Origin of the sequence: Amycolatopsis sp. NPDC059021, assembly GCF_042739895.1 — a bacterium.
Lineage (GTDB): Bacteria > Actinomycetota > Actinomycetes > Mycobacteriales > Pseudonocardiaceae > Amycolatopsis.
The window spans coordinates 1-19,051 of record NZ_JBHYIQ010000133.1; the positions used below are offsets into that span (position 1 = coordinate 1).

Consider the following 19,051-nt stretch of genomic DNA (forward strand, 5'->3'; position numbering starts at 1 on the left):
CTCCTTGAGAGACCCAGAGTCCCTCAAGGAGGCCCCCACGGACCGCTGGGCTTCAGTCGTCGAAGCGCCCGCCGCGGCCACGTTTGACCTGGGCGCGGCGCTTCTTCGCAGCCAGCCGACGCTCCTTCGAACCCCGCGAAGGCTTCGTCGCGCGCCGACGCGGCGGAGGCGGCGCCGAGGCCTCGAGCAGCAAGGCCGCGAGACGGTCCCGCGCCGCTTCCCGGTTCATCAGCTGTGAGCGGTGTTCACGGGCGACGATCGTGACGACGCCGTCGACCAGCCGGGACCGCAGCCGGGAAACGATCCGCTCCCGCAGGTCCTCGGGGATCGACGGCGACCGGACGACGTCGAAGGACAGCTCGACCCGCGAGTCGGTGGTGTTGACGCCCTGGCCTCCCGGGCCCGACGCCCGGGAGAACCGCTCGCTCAGTTCGGCGTCCGGGATCACGAACCGGGCGCCGACCACCACATCCTCAGCCATGCCTCCAGTGTGACAGCCGGAGTCGAGCCGTTATGCGGTTCAGAAGCGGGGGTGGTCGCCCGAGAGCACCGCGCGCGGCCCGTCCGGGTCCTCCGCGGGCTGGACGTCCCCGAGGATCCACGCCGGGACGTGCCGCGCGGTCAGCACCGCGAGCGCCCGGTCGACGTCCTCGGCGCCGACGATCGCGACCATGCCGACGCCCATGTTGAACGTCTTCTCCAGCTCGGCGCGCTCGACCTTGCCGCGCTGCCCGATCAGCGCGAACACCGGCGCCGGCGTCCAGGTCCCGCGATCGAGCCGCGCGACGAGCCCGCGCGGCATGACCCTGGCCAGGTTCGCCTCCAGGCCGCCACCGGTGACGTGCGCGAACGTCCGGACCTCGGTCTCGGCCACCAGCGCGAGGCAATCCTTGGCGTAGATCTTGGTCGGCTCCAGCAACTCCTCGCCGAGCGTGCGGCCGAACTCCTCGACATGCCCGTCCAGCGGCATCCGCGCGATGTCCAGCAGCACGTGCCTGGCCAGCGAATAGCCGTTGGAGTGCAGCCCGGACGAGCCGAGCGCGAGCACCACGTCACCGGGCCGCACCCGCTCCGGGCCGAGCACGGCCGAGGCCTCGACGACACCGATACCGGTGCCCGAAATGTCGTAGTCGTGCTCCGCCATCAGCCCGGGGTGCTCGGCGGTCTCCCCGCCCAGCAGCGCGCACCCGGCCTGGACACAGCCCTCGGCGATACCGCCGACGAGTGCCGCGATCTTCTCCGGGATGACCTTGCCGACGGCGATGTAGTCCTGCAGGAACAGCGGCTCGGCACCGGTGACGACGAGGTCGTCGACGACCATGGCGACCAGGTCGATGCCGACCGTGTCGTGCTTGTCCAGCGCCTGCGCGACCGCGATCTTGGTGCCGACCCCGTCGGTGGACGAGGCGAGCACCGGCTCCTTCCACTTGTCCAGCTTCAGCGAGAACAGACCGGCGAAACCGCCGACACCGCCGCGCACCTCCGGCCTGCTCGCCCGCTCCGCGTGCGGTTTGAGCAGCTCGACGGCTTTGTCACCGGCATCGATGCTGACCCCGGCAGCGGCGTACGTGGCGCTCGTGGACTCGCTCACGACTGGTGGACTCCAAATCTGGGAAATGGTCTACGGACGCCGAACGGCGTCCTCGGCACCGTACCCGGCAGGGGTGACCGGCGTTGCCGCGCCATTGACCGAGTCGAGGCTTTCCAGCAGATGCTTGCCGATCAACGCGTCTTCGGGCAGCGCGATCGGGTACTCGCCGGAGAAGCACGCCGTGCACAGCCGCGACTTCGGCTGCTCGGACGCCGAGACCAGGCCGTCGAGCGAGATGTAGCCCAGCGAGTCGGCGCCGATCGACCGGCGGATGCCGTCCAGGTCGACGCCGTTCGCGACCAGCTCGGCACGCGAGGCGAAGTCGATCCCGTAGAAGCACGGCCAGCGCACCGGCGGCGACGCGATCCGGACGTGCACCTCCAGCGCGCCCGCCTCGCGCAGCATCCGCACCAGCGCGCGCTGGGTGTTGCCGCGGACGATCGAGTCGTCGACCACGACCAGCCGCTTGCCGCGGATGACCTCGCGCAGCGGGTTCAGCTTGAGCCGGATGCCCAGCTGGCGGATGGTCTGCGAGGGCTGGATGAACGTCCGGCCGACGTAGGCATTCTTGACGAGGCCGGAGCCGTACGGGATGCCCGAGCCCTGCGCGTACCCGATCGCGGCGGGGGTGCCGGACTCCGGCACCGGGATGACCAGGTCGGCTTCCGCCGGGTGTTCGGCGGCGAGCTTGCGGCCGATCTCGACGCGGGTCGCGTGCACGCTGCGGCCGGCGATCGAGGTGTCCGGGCGCGCCAGGTAGACGTACTCGAACACGCAGCCCTTGGGCTCCGGGTTGGCGAACCGCGAGGAGCGCAGCCCCTCGGCGTCGATCGCGATCAGTTCACCCGGCTCGACCTCGCGGACGAACGAAGCGCCGACGATGTCCAGTGCCGCGGTCTCGCTCGCGACCACCCAGCCGCGCTCGAGCCTGCCGAGCACCAGCGGGTGCACGCCGTGCGGATCGCGGGCGGCGTACAGCGTGTTCTCGTCGGAAAAGACCAGGCAGAAAGCGCCGCGCAGGGTCGGCAGCAGGTCGAGCGCCGCCGCCTCGATGCCCTTGTCCGCGGCGTTCGCGGCGAGCAGCCCGCAGACCAGGTCGGAGTCACTGGACGAGCCAGTGAGCCCGGCGTGCGGCTTGAGCCCCGCCTCGGCGGTCCGGTCCCGCAACTCGGCGGTGTTGACCAGGTTGCCGTTGTGGGCGAAGGACAGGCCGCTGCCGGTCGCGGTGGTGCGGAAGATCGGCTGCGCGTTCTCCCAGATCGTCGACCCGGTCGTCGAGTACCGGCAGTGCCCGACGGCGATGTGCCCCTGCAGCGACTGGAGCACCTGCTCGTCGAAGACCTGGCTGACCAGGCCGAGGTCCTTGAAGACCACGATCTGCGAGCCGTCGGAGACGGAAATGCCCGCGGCCTCCTGGCCACGGTGCTGGAGTGCGTACAACCCGTAGTAGGTCAGCTTGGCGACCTCTTCTCCGGGCGCCCATACGCCGAAGACACCACACTCTTCGCGGGGCTCCGGATCGGGTTGGTCGGGTGCGGACTGTCCTGCGGGGGACGGGTCGGAAACCACCGAGGTGCTCCCAGGATGACGTGGTCAGGCCGCGTCCAGTGTAAACGGTCCGGTTATGAATCCGGCCTCACCCGACGTGGTCCTGCCCACTTCGGATTACCCCGCCGCCCCTGCCGCAAGGCCGGCACGACGCTCCGTAAACGCCGGAGCGCGCCCCGCCACCCCGGACAACGGGGATTTCGGCAAGGGCGCGCTCAGGGCACCGCTGGACTCCGGAGGACGACACCCGGAAATCGAGGAAAAGGCTTACTCGTCGGGGAGCGCGAGAACCTCGGTGAGGACCTGCGCCCCTTCGCCGCGCGAGCGCCACAACCACCGCTCCGGCTCGAAGATGTTGTCCTCGGTGCCGGGCATCCGGGTGGCCTCGACGTCGTCCTCGGAGTTGAGCCGGACGACGTCGACCACGTGGTCGTGGACCCGTACGCCGACGACGGCCGACACCTCACCCCGATCATCACTCTGGTGCACGAACTGGTACCCCCGGGAAATCAATTCGTGCAACCCGGATTCGATATCGGTGATTTCGGGGGCGAGGACATCACTGGAGGACATCGTCGAATTCACCATCCTTGGCGCCTGCGAGAAAGGCGGCCATTTCCGCGCGGGTGTACACCAATGCCGGACCCGTCGGGAATCGCGAATTGCGCATCGCGATATCCCCACCGGGCAATGGTGCCACTTCCACGCAATTCCCGACGGCACCGCTGTAGCTGGCCTTGCGCCACTGGGCGCCCGCCAGCCGGTCGGCCGGTATGCCGTTCTCGAACCGCTCTGCCATGGTCCCCACCTTCCCGAACAGTGAAGCCTGGACGGATGCGCTCTCCTTGGAGGTGCATCTGCATGTGCATTTGCCTGTGAGTAGAACGCTAGCACGCGCTCCTGCAACGGTAAATGCACGTGCAGAAGTTTTTGCAACTTTCTCGCTATGTAATAAACACGCTGTTGAAGACCACCCTGACGAGCGGATAAAGCGGTGCTCGTTCAGGTCTACGATTACGAATCGTAACCATTTTTCGGACCCATTACCCCAATCGTGGAAACGCGAAAGGGATGTCAGATTTCCTGACGACGCTTCGCGATCATCGAACGACTGCGTTCCGGCGTCTCCGCGTCGACCGCGAGCATGTCGAGAGCACGGCTGTACTTCTCGATCTCGTCCCGCTTCTCCAGGTAGTGCGCGCCGGTGAGGTACTCGACGTAGGCGATGTTCGGCAGCTCCGGCTCGGCGAATCGCAGCAGGGAGAACGCGTGCTCCGCGGACAGGCCGCTGCGGTCGTACGGCAGGATCTGCACCGAGACGTGCGGCAGCGTCGTCATCTCCATCAGGTGCTCGAGCTGCTGCTTCAGCACCTTCGTGCCGCCGATCGGGCGATACAGGATCGACTCGTCGAGCACCGTCCACACCCGGGGCGAGTCCGGCCTGCTGAACATCTTCTGCCGGCGCATCCGGAGCGCGACCATCTGGTCGACGCGCTCGTCGGTCATCTCGGGACGGCCGTGGCTGAAGATCGCCCGCGCGTACTGCTCGGCCTGCAGCAGACCGGAGACGAACAGCGGCTCCCAGATCTGGATCCGCGACGCGGCCTCCTCCAGGCCGACCAGTCCGGAGAACCAGCTCGGCATGGTCTCGTTGAAGCGCCGCCACCAGCCCGGCTCGTTGGACTGCTTGACCAGCTCGAGGAACGTTTCACGGTCCTTCTCGTCGCTGACTCCGTACATCGTCAGCAGATCCGTGACGTCACGTTCCTTGAAGCCCACGCGGCCCAGCTCGAGCCTGCTGATCTTGGACTCCGAGCCGCGGATGCTGTACCCCGCCTGCTGACGAGTGATGCCCGCTTCTTCGCGCAGCCGCCGCAGCTGCGAGCCGAGGATCATCCGGCGTGCTGTCGGACCCAGGCTCTGCTCACCACTGGACGCGTTGACCGCGTTCATGATCAGCCCTTCCGTACGACACGAATCTTCACCAGGAGATGTCAGTCCAGCTACTGAAAGTACACGCACCGGACGCCGGCGCATAGGGATGGCTCGTGTTTACCACGCGAGTACGTAGCTCTACTCTAAGTAGAGTAGAGATTTCCCCCACACCTTGCGAGGCCCTGATGACCGGAGCCACCAAATCGGAGCGATCCGTACCTGTCGGCGTGGACCCGACGCGGGCGAGTATCGCGCGCGTCTATGACGCGTTCCTCGACGGCAAGGACAACTACGAGATCGACAGGGAGACCCTGAACAAGGTGCTCTCGGTGGCACCGGAGGCGAAGGACCTCGCGACCGAGAACCGGTCCTTCCTCATCCGGGCCTGCCGGTTCATAGCCAGCCAGACCGGGATCACCCAGTACCTCGACTGCGGCTCGGGCCTGCCGACCGTCGAGAACACCCACCACGTCGTCCAGCGGCTGGTCCCGGAAGCCACGGTGGTCTACGTCGACAACGACCCGGTCGTGCTCGCCCACGGGCGCGCGCTGCTGGAGGAGAACGAGAACACCCACTTCGTCTCGGACGACATCTTCGTCCCGGAAGACCTGATGAACAACAAGGCCGTCCGCGAGTACATCGACTTCGACGAGCCGGTCGCCTTCCTGCAGCTGGGGACCCTGCACCACTACAACGGGCCGGAGGAACGTCCCGCCGAGATCATGCGCGAGTTCATCTCGTACCTGGCCCCGGGCTCGTTCGTCGCGGTCTCGCACTTCCTCGACCCGCAGGACGAGCACAGCCAGACCGCCCGCAAGATGGAGGACATGTTCCTGCACAGCCCCATGGGCTCCGGGACGTTCCGTACCAAGGAGCAGATCGAGGGGCTGTTCCCCGGCCTCGAGATGGTCGACCCCGGCGTGATCCGCTGCGTCGACTGGTGGCCGGACGGCCCGCGCATCAAGGACCTCAGCGCGGCCCAGCACTGCATCGCCGGCGGCGTCGGCTTCAAGCGCTGAGTCAGATCCGCAGCAGGGGCAGCCACCGGGAGAGATCGGCACGTGAGCCGGAAGCGCTCACGCGGCCGGTCTCGACCGCGGCGGCCCATTCCACGCGGCCCGTGGCGAGTTCGAGCCAGGTCCGCGGATCCGTTTCGACGACGTTCGGCGGGGTGCCCCGCGTGTGCCGGGGACCCTCGACGCACTGCACGGCCGCGAAGGGCGGCACGCGGACTTCGACGCTGCGGCCCGGCGCGTCGGCCGCCAGTGTCCGCAGGCTCAGCCGGACCGCCGCCGCGAGTTCCGGCCGGGCCGGATCAGGGGCGTTCCCGTTCAGCCAAGGGGAAATCGCCGACACCGCCGCGCGTAACTCAGCGGGGTCGACCGAACGCGAAGAGACCATGGGGAAACAGTAGAGTGGCAGCACTAGATCCTTCAGGCACCCGGGACGTAGGGATGGCGATGGCGCAGCGGGACGAGGCAGATCGGATGGTTTCGCAGACTCCCGCGGGAAGGCCGGGGAAACCGGGTGGCCGCAAGCAGGGCAAGGCCGGGAAACCCGAGATCACCGCCGAGATGCGCCGCAACGCGCGCGCCAACCCGAACAGCTGGCTGTACGTGATCGACGAAGCCTTCGACCCCAACGGCCCGGTGCCGTCGTGGGCCGTGGTGGGCGCTTATCCGGTCAACGCGGACGGGGACATCGTGGCGGACTTCCACCCCAACGACCGCTACCGGCCGTCGCCGAAGGCACTCGGGTTCCCCGAGCCCGGCAGCGAGCTCGAGCGGCTGCTCCAGCTCGTGCGCACCGAGCACCGGCCTGCCGAGGATCTCCCGCGCGTCATCCTGAACTCGACGCTGTTCGTGTACGCGATGTCGCCGGTGCAGCGCACGGTGATCGGCTTCCACAACACCGACGGGCGCGTCATGGTCCCGGCCTACACCGCGAAGTCGATGGTGCCGAAGGAGTGGCCGCACGCGAGGGCGGTGCTGGGGCGCGACATCGTCGGGCTGCTGGGTGGCCACCCGGTGGCGATCAACCCGCACGACCGGATCACCGCGGTCGTGCCCGCCGAACACCTGATCCGCGCGCTCGCGGACGAGCGGAAGTAGGTTCCGCGACACCTTCGGGTGATCAAGGTCGCCCCACTCGCGTCACACGGGCATCGTGAGCCTCATCGGAGTACGTGTGTCCGGTGAGGGAGAGTCGAGGGTGAAGCATCGTCTGATCCGCGGCGTCGCCGCGATCGCCGCCGGAATCGTGTCGTGCGGCCAGGCGCCCGCGTCCGCCGGGGAGAACCCGCGGGCCACCGGCCCCGAGGATCATTACGCGGGCTCACAGATCGAGCGGTACGAGGGCACCGGCGGTGTCCCGGATCTTCGCTACAGCGCCGAGGACCAGGTACTCGGCCACGACGTCAGCAGCCATCAGGGCGTGGTCGACTGGCCGGGTGCCTCGGGGGCGGGCGCCAGGTTCGTCTACGTCAAGGCGACCGAGGGCGTCACCTACACCAACCCGCAGTTCATCCAGCAGTACGACGGCTCCCACAGCGTGGGTCTGGTCAGGGGCGCCTACCACTTCGCGCTGCCCGACGTGTCGAGCGGCGCCGCGCAGGCGAACTACTTCGTCGATCACGGCGGCGGCTGGGCCGGCGACGGGAAAACGCTGCCCGGCGCGCTCGACGCGGAGTACAACCCGTACGGCGAGACCTGCTACGGCAAGGACGCGGCGGGAATGGTCGCGTGGATCAGGGACTTCGTCGGCACCTACCACGCCCGTACCGGCCGCGCCCCGATGATCTACACGTCGACCGGCTGGTGGCGGCGCTGCACCGGCGACAACGGGAGCTTCGGCGACACCCCGCTGTGGCTCGCCCGGTACGACACCCAGGTCGGCCCGCTGCCCGCGAGCTGGCGAACCCAGACGATCTGGCAGTTCGCCAACCATGGCGCGCTCCCCGGTGACCAGAACTGGTTCAACGGCCCGATGGACCGGCTGCGGACGCTGGCCAGGGACTGACCCGCGGGGTTAGTGACTCACGAAGTAAAGATCAACTCCCCGGGAAATTCACTCACGTGAGTGCTTAATTTCACGGAATTCGGTGACAAACCCGCATCCGGTAGCTAAGAATCGTGCCTGGACGGCTACCTGCAGTAAGCCGTCCTCAGCGAGGGTATCTGTGAAGGGAATCCGATGATGTCCACTTCCCGAAGAGGCCGGCGTTCCGCTCTGCTCGCCGCTCTCGCCGTCCCCACCGTGGCGCTCCTGCTCGGCTCCACGGTCCCGGCGACGGCAGAACCGTCCCCCACCACCAGCGCGTCCGCCATCGACCAGGATCACGAACTGGGGTCCCAGATCCGCCGGGTCGAAGGCGACCAGTCCACTCCGGACACCCGCAAGGCCGCCGAACGGGCCCGCGGCACGGACGCGATCGGCCAGCAGGTCGACGCGTCGGTCGCCGGTATCGACGTGTCCGGTCACCAGGGCAATGTCGACTGGGCGAACTGGTGGAACCAGGGAAAGCGCTTCGCCTACGTCAAGGCGACCGAGGGCACCGGGTACACCAACCCGTATTTCGCCCAGCAGTACAACGGCTCCTACAACATCGGCATGATCCGCGGCTCGTACCATTTCGCGCTGCCGGACCGGTCCAGCGGCGCACAGCAGGCGAACTACTTCGTCGACCACGGCGGCGGCTGGTCCCGTGACGGCAAGACCCTGCCGGGGGCCGCCGACCTGGAGTACAACCCGTACGGCGCGACCTGCTACGGCAAGAGCCAGGCCGCGATGGGCGCGTGGATCAGGGACTTCCACGACACCTATCACGCCAGGACCGGCCGCTGGCCGGTGTTCTACACCTCGACGAGCTGGTGGAGCCAGTGCGTCGGCACGTCCCAGCAGTTCGCGAGCACGGTGCCGCTCTGGGTGGCGCGGTACGCCTCCGCGCCCGGCACCCTGCCCTACAACTGGGGTTTCTACACGTTCTGGCAGTACTCCTCGAGCCCCATCGACCAGAACGTCTTCAACGGCGCCTACGACCGGCTCCAGGCGCTCGCGAACGGCTGACCCGCCAGGTCACGATCGATTCAGGCTCCCGGTCCCACCGCCCCTTCGGGCGGCGCGGCCGGGAGCCGCTTTTGTGTCCGGTTGTCTCACCTTGCACAATGCTGCTGTCGAGGTCTGGGGGAACCACCGGCGTACGCCGCCCGTCAGATCGCGCGAAGCACGGCGTACACGGAAGGCGAGACCGATGACGTATCCACCGCAACCGGGTGCCTCGCCGCAGCCCGGCGGGTGGGATCCGGGCACGCCGCCGTCGTCGTACCCACAGCACCAGGCTCACTGGGACCCGAACACGCCGCAGGGCGGCTATCCCGGGTCACCGCCGGAGCCGCCGCGGAAGAACCGGACCGGCCTGTGGATCGCGGTCGCCATCGCCGTGGTCGTCGTCATCGCACTGAGCGTCACCGGCTTCGTCGCGCCCGGGTTCTTCCTCGGCAAGGGCGACAGCTCCGCGGCTCCGCCCGCGACCTCGAGCGCGCCCGGGACGCCGGGCCTGTCCAGCCGCATTCCCGTACCGCCGTCCCGGCCCGGCACCGGAGCACCGCCGCCGGCCAAGAGCACCGAGGGCCCGGCGCCCGCCGGCGGACGCCAGCTGGTCGAGACCCTCCTCGCGAAGCTGAACGCGAAGGACGCCGCGGGCGCGAAAGCGCTGGTCTGCCCGGGGATGGAGGAGCTGGTGAAGGACGCCGTCACGCGCGCGACCACCGGTGACCCCAAGCTCACGGCGGAGGAGCCGACCGGCAGCGAAGACACCGCCTTGACCCAGCTCGGCGGCACCCTTGACGGCAAGAAGGCCGCGGGCTTCATCACCGCGGGCAATGTGGGCGGAAACTGGTGTGTCGCCGGTCTGTTCGTGTTCGCATGAGGCCATCACCCAAGACTGAGCCAGAAGACTGAGCCAGCGGAAAGGCGAGAAAGATGACCTACCCTCCCCAGCCGGGACAGCCTGGCCAGCCCTACGGCCAGCAGCCTGATCCGTACGGCCAGCAGCAGCCGCCGTCCGGCGGATTCGGGCAGCCGCAGCAGCCGTACCCGACCCAGCAGTACCCGCAGCAGGGTGGCTGGGACCCGAACGCCGGTCAGCAGCAGTACCCGCAGGGCGGCTGGGACCCGAACGCGCAGCAGCAGCAGCAGCAGGGCTGGGACCCCAACGCGCAACAGCAGCAGGGCTGGGATCCGAACGCGCAGCAGCAGTGGGACCCGAACAACCCGGCCTACACGCAGGGTTTCGGGGGCCCGCCCGCGCCGCCGAAGAAGAAGAGCCTGCTCTGGCTGTGGGTCACGCTCGGCGTGGTCGTGGTGCTGGGGGCCGTCTTCGGCATCACCGGATTCCTCGCACCCGGCTTCCTGGTCAGCAAGGACGAGGACGGCGCGCAGAAGACGGCGCAGTCGATCATCGACGGGCTCAACAAGCACGACAACGCCGCGCTCGTGGCGCTGAAGTGCCCGGACTCGGACCGCCTGATCGACAGCATGCTCAAGGACCTGGACAAGATCTCGGGCGTGCGGATGGAAGGCGTGCTGACGAAGAAGTCCGACACCGAGTACTCCGCGAACGTCGCCATGACCGTCAGCGGCAGGCCGGGGACGTCCTCGGGCACGATCGTCAAGTCCGGTGACAACTGGTGCTGGAAGTCCGTCACCAAGTTCGCGCGGACCGGCGGGACCAGCGGCAGCGACACCTCGACGACGCCGTCGCGCCCCAGCAGCACGCGCTCCTCGTCGCCGTCCTCGAGCTCGCCGTCGTCGGACAACCCGAACCGCGCGGCCGAGTTCGACGTCATCAAGGGCTTCGTCGACAAGCTCAACGCGAAGGACAAGGAAGGCGCGCTCGCGCTCGGCTGCTCGACCATGCGCCCGTCGCTGCAGGACAGCGTCAACCAGGCGACCAGCGGCGACCCGCAGATCACCGTGACGCCGGTGGAGGACAAGAGCACGACCATGGGCAGGCTCGGCGGCACGATGGGCGGCAAGACCGTGAGCGGGACCGTCGGCGCGTCGTCGACCGGCGGCAAGCCCTGCGTCCTGATCATGTTCTTCTACGCCCACTGAGCACGTGCGCTCACCGTTGCTGTGGACGTTCGTCGCCGCGGCGGTGCTGCTGCTGGCCGTAGGAGGCTGGCTGCTCACCGACCCGGCGACGAGCCACAGTGACGCGTTGAAGACCGGCGGCCTCGCCGGAGGCGCGGTCGTGGCGCTGTACGCGCTGTGGCTCAACGACCGGCGGCGGAAGGTCGAAGAGGCCCGGCAGGAGGTCGAGCGCGATCGGCACACGCTCGAACTCAGCCGGGCCGAACTCGACCGTGAACGGGTCGGCGACGAGCGGTTCGCGAAGTCGGTGGAACTGCTCGGCCACGAGGCCGACCAGGTACGGGTCGGCGCGCTACACGCGCTCGCCGGGCTCGCCAGGAGCCGGGAGAGCTATCGGCAGACCGTGCTCGACGTGTTGTGCTCGTATCTGCGACGGCCGTTCACGCATCCGCACAGCGGCGAAGAAGAGCCGGTCGCGAAGAAGAAGTCGGTGGACGCGGCGGCCGATCGGGAACGCCAGGTCCGGCTGACCGCACAGCGGCTGATCGGCGACCTGCTGCCCTCGCACAAGGCCGTCGACGCGCCCGCCTACAAACTCGATCTGACCGGTGCGGAACTGGAGTACTTCGATCTCTCCGAGCGCACCATCGGCGAGCTGGTGATGCGGTACGTGTCCTTGCACAGCAGCACGAACCTGAGCAAGTGCCGGATTCTCGGCCCGGCCTACTTCACCGGAGCCGGAACCGGGCACCGGCGTCTGGGGTACTTCCGGTGCGAGGAAACGACATTCTCCGACCGGGCGTGGTTCAGCGGGACGATGTTCCACGAGGACGCCGTCTTCCGAGGCACGACGTTCGCCGGCAGAACGACCTTCAAGAACGCCGTGTTCGCCAAGGAAGCCGTATTCGTCGATGCCGTCCGCAAGGATTTCTTCGATCTGCGCAACACTCGTTTCGAGGGCTTCGCCGACCTCCGGTTCGCCGGGCCGCCGGACTCCGGCGCGCTGAACAACACGACCGTCGCACTGGCGAAGAAGCCGCTGCTGCCGCCGGGGTGGCAGCTGAAGGAACTCGGCGAGCGGACCGCCCGGATCGTCCCGGGGCGCGGATGACGCGACTGAAATCCCCGTTGCTGTGGGCTTTCCTGCTCACCGCGACCGTGTTCGCCGGGGTGCTGGTGTGGTTGCTGGCCGATCCGGCGACCAGCCGGGGTGACGCGCTCAAGACGTCGGGGCTGGCGGGTGGCGCGACGGCTGTCCTTTATGGACTGTGGCTCAACGACCGGCGCCGCCGCGTCGAAGAGGCCCGGCACGCCGTCGAACGCGACCGGATTTCCGACGACCGGTTCGCCAAGGCCGTAGAACTGCTGGGGCACGAGGCCGATCAGGTGCGGCTCGGCGCCATGCACGCGCTGGCCGGGCTCGCCCGTGCCCGGCCGGATCTCTACGGGCAGACCGTGATCGACGTGTTGTGCGCGTATCTGCGCCGGCCGTTCCGGCACCCGAACTTCGGGGCCCGGATCACCGAGCACGAGGAACTGGAAGCGGCGAGCCGCGAACGTCAGGTGCGCCGCACCGCCCAGCAGCTGATCCGGACCCTGTTGCCGCACGCCACGACGCCGAACGCGCGAGGCTACGGGCTCGACCTGGCGGGCGCCCGGCTCGACCGCTTCACGCTGCCGCGCCGCCGGGTGGCCTGGCTCGGAATGCAGCGGACCGAGATCGTCAACGGCGCCGACTTCAGCGACACGGTGTTCGAGGAAAGCGCGGACTTCACCGGCGCGACCGTCCGGGGAGACCTGCGGTTCGACCGGGCGAAATTCCGTCAGGCGCCGGAGTTCCGCGATTTCACCGCATCCGGCAAAGTGTCCTTTGTGGATACCGAGGTCCCGCCGGACACGATACTTCCCGGGGCGGACTGACCGTGTCGGTCCGTGGGGGCCTCCTTGAGGGACCCAGAGTCCCTCAAGGAGGCCCCCACGGACAACTCAGTCGAACAGTGCCGGGAGGGTGCGCTCCCAGGCCTCGCGCAGCTCGTCGAGCGAGAACGTCGTGATTCCTTGCAGCTCCAGCGAATTCGCCTCCGGGTCGACGACGCCGGTCTTGCGCCACGGCAGGCCGCGCGCGGTGCACATCTCGGTGAAGCGCAGCTCCTCGGTGCGCGGCACGGCGACGAGCACCCGGCCGGTGGACTCCGAGAACAGCTGCACGAACGGATCCTGATCGGTGTCGAGGAAGACCCGCGCGCCGCACTGTCCGATGAGGACGGTCTCGACGAGAGCCTGTGCGAGACCGCCGTCGGCGAGGTCGTGCGCGGCGGAGATCATCCCGTCCCGGGAGCCCGCGACGAGGATCTCGGCGAGCAGCTTCTCCCGCGCGAGATCGACCTTCGGCGGGATACCGCCGAGGTGGCCGTGCAGCTCGCGCGCCCACGCGGAACCGTCCAGCTCGTCGTGGGTTTCCCCGAGCAGCAGCAGGGTTTCGCCCGCTTCCGCACCGATCCCGGTCGGGATGCGGCGGGTGACGTCGTCGATGACGCCGAGCACGCCGACCACCGGCGTCGGCAGGATCGCGACGTCGCCGGTCTGGTTGAAGAAGCTCACGTTGCCGCCGGTGACCGGGATGCCCAGCTCGACGCAGCCGTCGGCGATGCCGTGCACGGCGCGCTCGAACTGCCACATCACGCCGGGGTCGGTCGGGGCGCCGAAGTTCAGGCAGTCCGAGACCGCGACCGGGGTCGCGCCGCTGGTGGCGACGTTGCGGTACGCCTCGGCGAGCGCCAGCTTCGCGCCCTCGTACGGGTCGAGGTAGACGAAGCCGCTGTTGCAGTCCGTCGACACGGCGACACCGCGCCCTGTCGACTCGTCGATCCGGATGACGCCGGAGTCCGACGGCTGCGCGAGCACCGTGTTACCGCGCACGTAGCGGTCGTACTGCGACGTGACCCACTCCTTCGACGCCTGGTTCGGCGAGGAGATCAGCTTGAGCAGGTCGGCCCGCAGTTCGTCCGAAGTGGACGGACGGGGCAGTTTCGCCGAGGTGTCCGCGATCAGCGCGTCCTGTGTGGACGGTCGCTGGATGGGACGGTCGTACACCGGGCCCTGGTGCGCGACGGTGTGCGCCGGGACGTCGACCACGGTCTCGTCGTGCCAGGTGATCACGAGGTGCTCGCCGTCGGTGACCTCGCCGATGTCGGTGGCGATGACGTCCCACTTCGCGCAGATCTTCATGAACGCCTCGACGTTCTCCGGCGTGACGACCGCGCACATGCGCTCCTGCGACTCGCTGGAGAGCACCTCCGCCGGGGTCATTCCGCTGGCACGCAAGGGAACCCGGTCGAGGTAGATGTGCATCCCGCCGTCACCGGCCGCCGCCAGCTCCGACGTCGCGCAGGAGAGCCCGGCGCCGCCGAGGTCCTGGATACCGACGACGACGTCCGCGGCGAACAGCTCGAGGCAGCACTCGATGAGCACCTTCTCGGTGAACGGGTCGCCCACCTGGACGCTCGGCAGTTTCTTGCGCCCGGCCGCCGATTCGTCGCCGGAGAACGTGTCGCTCGCGAGCACCGACACACCGCCGATGCCGTCGAGCCCGGTCCGCGCGCCGAACAGGATGATCTTGTTGCCGGTTCCCGAGGCGAACGCCAGATGCAGGTCCTCGACCCGCATCGCGCCGACGCACAGCGCGTTGACCAGCGGGTTGCCCGCGTAGCTCTGATCGAACACCAGCTCGCCGCCGATGTTCGGGAGGCCGAGACAGTTGCCGTAGCCGCCGACACCGGCGACCACCCCGGGCAGGACGCGCTTGGTGTCCGGCGCGTCGGCGGGGCCGAAGCGCAGCGCGTCGGCGACGGCGAGAGGGCGCGCGCCCATGGCCATGATGTCGCGGACGATGCCGCCGACACCGGTCGCGGCACCCTGATACGGCTCCACATAGGACGGGTGGTTGTGGCTCTCCACCTTGAAGGTGACGGCCCAGCCCTCACCGACGTCGACCACACCGGCGTTCTCGCCGATGCCCGCGAGCATCTTTTCCTTCATCTCGGGCGTGGCGCTCTCCCCGAAGTAGCGCAGGTGCTTCTTCGAGGACTTGTACGAGCAGTGCTCGCTCCACATCACCGAGTACATCGCCAGTTCGGCGTCGGTCGGCCGTCGGCCGAGGATCTCGCGGATCCGGGCGTACTCGTCTTCGGCGAGGCCGAGTTCGACGTACGGCTGCGCGAGGTCCGGAGTCGCCTCGGCGCGTGCGGTGGTGTCAACGGTGCTGGTCACGGTGTCGCCGTCTGGGTTCGCCACGGCCTCAAGAGTAGGTCGTCACCTTGCTCACACCCGCTCCGGGTCCCGGCCCACACCGGCATAATTCGGTCGCGTCGCCGGGCGTGGGTCTTTAACGTCGATGTACGTGCTTTCCGCCACATATCCCATCCGAACGCTGCGGCTACCGGCCCGGCCGACCGCCGCCCGGTACCTGTTCGCCGTGCTCCGCGCCCGGTGGGCGACCGTCCTCACGGGGGCGCTGATCGGCGCGCTCTGGCTGCTGCCCGGCGCGCTGCAACCGCTGGTGATCGGCCGCGGGATCAGCGCGATCGCGGCACACGACACGGCGGCCGTCTGGCGCTGGGCGTTGCTCATGGCCGTTCTCGGCGTGCTCCAGGCGGGTTTCGGTACCTGGCTGCACTTCATCCAGTACGGACTGTGGCTCCACGGCGCCGCGGCCACCCAGCGAGCGGTCACCGAGCACACCACCCGGGTCGGCGCGGGCCTGCGTGAGCACACCACGACCGGCAACGTCGTGGCCGTGACCACTTCGGACATCAACCACATCGGCAACATGTTCGAGGTGCTGGGCCGCGCGAGCGGAGCGGTGCTCTCGTTCGTGGTGATCGGCATCGCGCTGCTGTCCACCTCGACACTGCTCGGGGTGATCGCGCTGGTCGGCGTCCCGCTCGCGGTGACCGGGATCGGGCCGCTGCTGGCGCCGCTGCAGAAGCGCAAGGCGGTCCAGCGGGAGAACCTGTCCGACGTGAACGCGCTGGGCGCGGACATCGTGTCCGGCCTGCGGATCCTGCGCGGCGTGGGCGGCGAGCGGCGTTTCCTGGCCCGGTTCCGCGCGGCGAGCCAGCGAGTGCGCTTCGCGGGTAACGAGGTCGGGCGCAGCGAAGCGTGGCTGGCCGCGGCCGAGATCGCGCTGCCGGGGCTGGTCACCGTGGCCATCACCTGGCTGGGCGCCCGGCTGGCGATCGAGGGCACGATCGGGGTCGGCGAACTGGTCGCGTTCTACGGCGTCTCGGCGTTCCTGATCGGCCCGGTGGCGATCATGACCGAGTTCGCGGGGTCGCTCAGTTCCGCGCTGGTGGCCGCGCGCAAGGTGTGCGGCCTGCTGTCGATCCAGCCCCGGCTGGCCGATCCGGAGACACCGAAGCCGTTGCCGTCGGGGCCGTTGGACCTCTACGACAGCGAAAGCGGCATCCGGGTCGCGGCCGGGAAGCTCACCGTGATCGATCTCGGCGCCGACGCCGAAGCGATCGCCGCCCGGCTCGCCCGCTTCGCGGACGTCGCAGACGGCGAGCAGGCGCTGGTCGGCGGCATCCCCGCGAACGAGATCGCGCTGGCCGAACTGCGGAAGCGGGTGGTGTACGCGCACAACCAGGACATCTGGTTCTCCGGGATCCTGCGCGAGCAGCTGACACCACCGCACGAGAGCGACGTCGAGATAGGCGACGCCCTCTACGCGGCGGACGCCGAGGACATCGTGGAGGCGCTGCCGCGCGGCGTCGACGAGCTGATCGGCGAGCGCGGCCGCGAGGTCTCCGGCGGTCAGCGGCAGCGGCTGAACCTGGCCAGGGCGCTGGCGATGGACGCCGACGTGCTGCTGCTGGACGAGCCGACGTCGGCCGTCGACGCGCACACCGAGGCGCGGATCACCGAGCGCGTTGCGAAACTGCGGCGCGGGCGGACGACCGTGGTGTTCAGTCAAAGTCCTTTGTGGACACATGTGGCCGATGAAGTCGTGAATGCGAAAGCGACGGTGTGACCACCATGAAGAAGCTCCCACTGGCGTCCCAGCGGGACGTCCGGCGCTGGGCGCTGCACACGGCGAACGCGCACCGGCGCGAGTTCGCCCTGATGCTCGGCATGTTCTGCCTGGCGACGCTGATCGGGCTGGCCGGGCCGCAGCTGCTCGGGCGGCTGGTGGACGGCGTCGTCGAGGGTGGCACGGCCGCCCGCGTCGATCTGCTGGCAGTGGCGTTCGTCGTGGTCCTGCTGGCGCAGGCGGCGGCACGCAAGGCCGCGCGGTTCCGCGCACGGAAGTTCGGCGAGCTGGTGCTGGCCGAGACCCGCGAAGGTTTCGTCGGCAACGCGCTGACGCTGCCGCTGGGCACCGTCGAAGCCGCCGGGACCGGTGATCTGCTCAGCCGTGCCACCAGCGACATCGGCAGGCTGGACCACGCGGTCCGCAACGCCGCGCCGGAAATCCTGATCGCGGTGGTGACCGTGCTGCTGACGACGATCGCGATGGTGGTCACGTCGCCGCTGCTGGCGGCGGGCCTGCTGGTCGCGCTGCCGCTGCTGGTGCCGGTGAACATCTGGTACCAGCGGCGGATCCCGGCGGTGATGGCCTCGATGCTGGACCGCTGGGGCGGGCTGCAGTCGATCGCGCACGAAACCGTCGAAGGCGCGCGGACCGTCGAAGCGCTCGGACTGACCGAACGACGGATCCGCACCAGCCGCGCCGCTCTCGACGAGACGATCCTCAGTGAGCGGAAGCTGCGGGCACTGCAGATGCGCTGGCTGCCGGCACTGGAGATCAGCTATGTGCTCCCCGCCGCGGCGATGCTGCTGCTCGGCGTCCTGGCCTACAGCCAGGGCTGGGCCGGGCTGGGCACGATCACCACGATGCTGCTCTACACCCAGGCGATGGCGACGCCGCTCAACGAGGCGTTGTTCTGGCTGGAGGATCTGCAGGTCGCGCTGGCCGCGGCGCGGCGCATCCTCGGTGTCCAGCCCACCCCGCAGGGCGACGCCGTGACCGAGGCACCGCGTGGACGCGACATCGATGTCTCGGGGGTCCGGTTCGGCTACACCGCGGATCGCGAGGTGCTGCACGGGATCGACCTGCGGGTGCCGCGCGGCGAGCGGCTGGCGATCGTCGGTCCGTCCGGTGCCGGCAAGTCGACGCTGGGACGGCTGCTGGCCGGGATCGCGGCGCCGACGTCCGGTTCGGTGCGGATCGGCGGGACCGAGGTGTCGACGCTGGCCGACGACGTCCTGCGGGGCGAGGTCCTGCTGCTCACGCAGGAACATCACGTGTTCTCCGGGACGCTGCGGGAGAACCTGGCGTTGCCCGCCCGGCGCGCCGGTGGCGAGTGGACGGACGACGAGTTGCGGGCGGCGCTGGCCTCGGCCGGTGCCGCGGAGTGGGCCGCGTCGTTGCCGGACGGTCTCGACACGAAGCTCGGCTCCGGCGCGTACGCCGTGCCCGCGGCGCTCGCGCAGCAGCTCGCGCTCGCCAGGGTGGTGCTGGCCGACCCGCACACGCTGGTGCTGGACGAGGCGACGTCGTTGCTGGACACCGGTTCGGCACGGGACCTGGAGCGGTCGCTGAACAGCGTGCTCGAAGGCCGGACGGTGATCGCGATCGCGCACCGGCTGCACACCGCGGCCGCGGCGGACCGGGTCGCGGTCGTCGAGGGCGGCCGGATCACCGAGCTGGGTAATCACGACACACTGCTCGCCGCCGAGGGTTCCTATGCCCGGCTGGTCGCCGCCGCGAGCTGAAGGGGACTTTCGTCTCGTCTCGTGAGCTGAAGGGGACTTTCCAAGCATTCCATTCGAGGAAAGTCCCCATCACCAGGCGCCCCGGATTGACGGTGCGGTGGGGGTGTT

18 protein-coding genes are annotated in these 19,051 nt (G+C 69.1%); 10 read left to right on the forward strand and 8 right to left on the reverse strand.

Features of this window, described 5'->3' with window-relative positions:
- Window positions 1–52: 52 nt before the first annotated feature.
- From arfB to ACFWX1_RS43535, 6 genes are all read right to left on the reverse strand, one after another.
- Entirely contained in the window at window positions 53–481 is a 429-nt protein-coding gene (arfB, locus tag ACFWX1_RS43510; RefSeq protein ID WP_378338042.1) for an alternative ribosome rescue aminoacyl-tRNA hydrolase ArfB, read from the reverse strand.
- Window positions 482–520: 39 nt separating this feature from the next.
- Window positions 521–1,591 carry a phosphoribosylformylglycinamidine cyclo-ligase gene (purM, locus tag ACFWX1_RS43515; protein ID WP_378395767.1) on the reverse strand — a complete coding sequence of 357 codons (1,071 nt, stop codon included), beginning with the start codon at window positions 1,589–1,591 and terminating at the stop codon, window positions 521–523.
- Window positions 1,592–1,621: 30 nt separating this feature from the next.
- Window positions 1,622–3,160, reverse strand: a complete 1,539-nt coding sequence (gene purF, locus ACFWX1_RS43520) for an amidophosphoribosyltransferase (RefSeq protein WP_378395768.1) — start codon at window positions 3,158–3,160, stop codon at window positions 1,622–1,624.
- 246 nt (window positions 3,161–3,406) lie between these two features.
- Window positions 3,407–3,712, reverse strand: coding sequence for a hypothetical protein (locus ACFWX1_RS43525; RefSeq protein WP_378395769.1), 306 nt, complete (start codon window positions 3,710–3,712; stop codon window positions 3,407–3,409).
- Window positions 3,699–3,938, reverse strand: coding sequence for a DUF397 domain-containing protein (locus ACFWX1_RS43530; RefSeq protein ID WP_378395770.1), 240 nt, complete (start codon window positions 3,936–3,938; stop codon window positions 3,699–3,701). The genes ACFWX1_RS43525 and ACFWX1_RS43530 overlap by 14 nt, the downstream gene beginning before the upstream one ends.
- A gap of 275 nt (window positions 3,939–4,213) precedes the next feature.
- On the reverse strand, window positions 4,214–5,092 hold the full coding sequence (locus tag ACFWX1_RS43535) for a helix-turn-helix domain-containing protein (RefSeq protein WP_378395771.1): 879 nt from the start codon (window positions 5,090–5,092) through the stop codon (window positions 4,214–4,216).
- Between the two features lie 167 nt (window positions 5,093–5,259).
- On the opposite strand from ACFWX1_RS43535, the gene ACFWX1_RS43540 reads away from it, so the two are divergent.
- Window positions 5,260–6,093 carry an SAM-dependent methyltransferase gene (locus ACFWX1_RS43540; protein WP_378395772.1) on the forward strand — a complete coding sequence of 278 codons (834 nt, stop codon included), beginning with the start codon at window positions 5,260–5,262 and terminating at the stop codon, window positions 6,091–6,093.
- Window position 6,094: 1 nt separating this feature from the next.
- Here the strand turns inward: ACFWX1_RS43540 and ACFWX1_RS43545 are convergent, their stop codons facing one another.
- Window positions 6,095–6,475, reverse strand: a complete 381-nt coding sequence (locus ACFWX1_RS43545) for a sterol carrier family protein (protein ID WP_378395773.1) — start codon at window positions 6,473–6,475, stop codon at window positions 6,095–6,097.
- A 53-nt stretch (window positions 6,476–6,528) separates the two neighbouring features.
- Between ACFWX1_RS43545 and ACFWX1_RS43550 the strand changes: the two genes are divergently transcribed.
- From ACFWX1_RS43550 to ACFWX1_RS43580, 7 genes are all read left to right on the forward strand, one after another.
- Window positions 6,529–7,185, forward strand: coding sequence for a type VII secretion system-associated protein (locus tag ACFWX1_RS43550; protein WP_378395774.1), 657 nt, complete (start codon window positions 6,529–6,531; stop codon window positions 7,183–7,185).
- A 100-nt stretch (window positions 7,186–7,285) separates the two neighbouring features.
- Window positions 7,286–8,092 (forward strand): lysozyme, encoded by an 807-nt coding sequence (locus tag ACFWX1_RS43555; RefSeq protein ID WP_378395775.1) that lies wholly within the window; start codon window positions 7,286–7,288, stop codon window positions 8,090–8,092.
- Window positions 8,093–8,269: 177 nt separating this feature from the next.
- Window positions 8,270–9,139, forward strand: a complete 870-nt coding sequence (locus ACFWX1_RS43560) for a lysozyme (protein WP_378395787.1) — start codon at window positions 8,270–8,272, stop codon at window positions 9,137–9,139.
- 184 nt (window positions 9,140–9,323) lie between these two features.
- Complete coding sequence (locus ACFWX1_RS43565; RefSeq protein WP_378395776.1) at window positions 9,324–10,001, forward strand: hypothetical protein; 678 nt, start codon at window positions 9,324–9,326, stop codon at window positions 9,999–10,001.
- 53 nt (window positions 10,002–10,054) lie between these two features.
- Complete coding sequence (locus tag ACFWX1_RS43570; RefSeq protein WP_378395777.1) at window positions 10,055–11,188, forward strand: hypothetical protein; 1,134 nt, start codon at window positions 10,055–10,057, stop codon at window positions 11,186–11,188.
- Between the two features lie 4 nt (window positions 11,189–11,192).
- On the forward strand, window positions 11,193–12,278 hold the full coding sequence (locus ACFWX1_RS43575) for a pentapeptide repeat-containing protein (RefSeq protein ID WP_378395778.1): 1,086 nt from the start codon (window positions 11,193–11,195) through the stop codon (window positions 12,276–12,278).
- Window positions 12,275–13,087 carry a pentapeptide repeat-containing protein gene (locus ACFWX1_RS43580; RefSeq protein WP_378395779.1) on the forward strand — a complete coding sequence of 271 codons (813 nt, stop codon included), beginning with the start codon at window positions 12,275–12,277 and terminating at the stop codon, window positions 13,085–13,087. Before ACFWX1_RS43575 ends, ACFWX1_RS43580 begins: the two co-directional genes overlap by 4 nt.
- A 66-nt stretch (window positions 13,088–13,153) precedes the next feature.
- Here the strand turns inward: ACFWX1_RS43580 and purL are convergent, their stop codons facing one another.
- Window positions 13,154–15,436 (reverse strand): phosphoribosylformylglycinamidine synthase subunit PurL, encoded by a 2,283-nt coding sequence (gene purL / locus ACFWX1_RS43585; protein ID WP_378395788.1) that lies wholly within the window; start codon window positions 15,434–15,436, stop codon window positions 13,154–13,156.
- A gap of 130 nt (window positions 15,437–15,566) precedes the next feature.
- Here purL and ACFWX1_RS43590 point away from each other — a divergent pair, with 130 nt between their 5' ends.
- Both ACFWX1_RS43590 and ACFWX1_RS43595 read left to right on the forward strand, forming a co-directional pair.
- Window positions 15,567–17,198: an ABC transporter ATP-binding protein gene (locus tag ACFWX1_RS43590; RefSeq protein WP_378395780.1), complete on the forward strand. Its 1,632-nt coding sequence runs from the start codon at window positions 15,567–15,569 to the stop codon at window positions 17,196–17,198.
- A 5-nt stretch (window positions 17,199–17,203) separates the two neighbouring features.
- On the forward strand, window positions 17,204–18,943 hold the full coding sequence (locus ACFWX1_RS43595; RefSeq protein ID WP_378395781.1) for an ABC transporter ATP-binding protein: 1,740 nt from the start codon (window positions 17,204–17,206) through the stop codon (window positions 18,941–18,943).
- Window positions 18,944–19,051: the final 108 nt, after the last annotated feature.

Bases quoted from the DNA above. Each gene is read 5' to 3' on its own strand.
- arfB (WP_378338042.1), bottom strand. From the start codon at position 481: ATGGCTGAGGATGTGGTGGTCGGCGCCCGGTTCGTGATCCCGGACGCC.
- ACFWX1_RS43560 (WP_378395787.1), top strand. From the start codon at position 8,270: ATGTCCACTTCCCGAAGAGGCCGGCGTTCCGCTCTGCTCGCCGCTCTC.
- ACFWX1_RS43550 (WP_378395774.1), top strand. From the start codon at position 6,529: ATGGCGATGGCGCAGCGGGACGAGGCAGATCGGATGGTTTCGCAGACT.
- ACFWX1_RS43570 (WP_378395777.1), top strand. From the start codon at position 10,055: ATGACCTACCCTCCCCAGCCGGGACAGCCTGGCCAGCCCTACGGCCAG.
- ACFWX1_RS43545 (WP_378395773.1), bottom strand. From the start codon at position 6,475: ATGGTCTCTTCGCGTTCGGTCGACCCCGCTGAGTTACGCGCGGCGGTG.
- ACFWX1_RS43540 (WP_378395772.1), top strand. From the start codon at position 5,260: ATGACCGGAGCCACCAAATCGGAGCGATCCGTACCTGTCGGCGTGGAC.
- ACFWX1_RS43580 (WP_378395779.1), top strand. From the start codon at position 12,275: ATGACGCGACTGAAATCCCCGTTGCTGTGGGCTTTCCTGCTCACCGCG.
- ACFWX1_RS43535 (WP_378395771.1), bottom strand. From the start codon at position 5,092: ATGAACGCGGTCAACGCGTCCAGTGGTGAGCAGAGCCTGGGTCCGACA.
- ACFWX1_RS43525 (WP_378395769.1), bottom strand. From the start codon at position 3,712: ATGTCCTCCAGTGATGTCCTCGCCCCCGAAATCACCGATATCGAATCC.
- ACFWX1_RS43530 (WP_378395770.1), bottom strand. From the start codon at position 3,938: ATGGCAGAGCGGTTCGAGAACGGCATACCGGCCGACCGGCTGGCGGGC.
- ACFWX1_RS43595 (WP_378395781.1), top strand. From the start codon at position 17,204: ATGAAGAAGCTCCCACTGGCGTCCCAGCGGGACGTCCGGCGCTGGGCG.
- ACFWX1_RS43565 (WP_378395776.1), top strand. From the start codon at position 9,324: ATGACGTATCCACCGCAACCGGGTGCCTCGCCGCAGCCCGGCGGGTGG.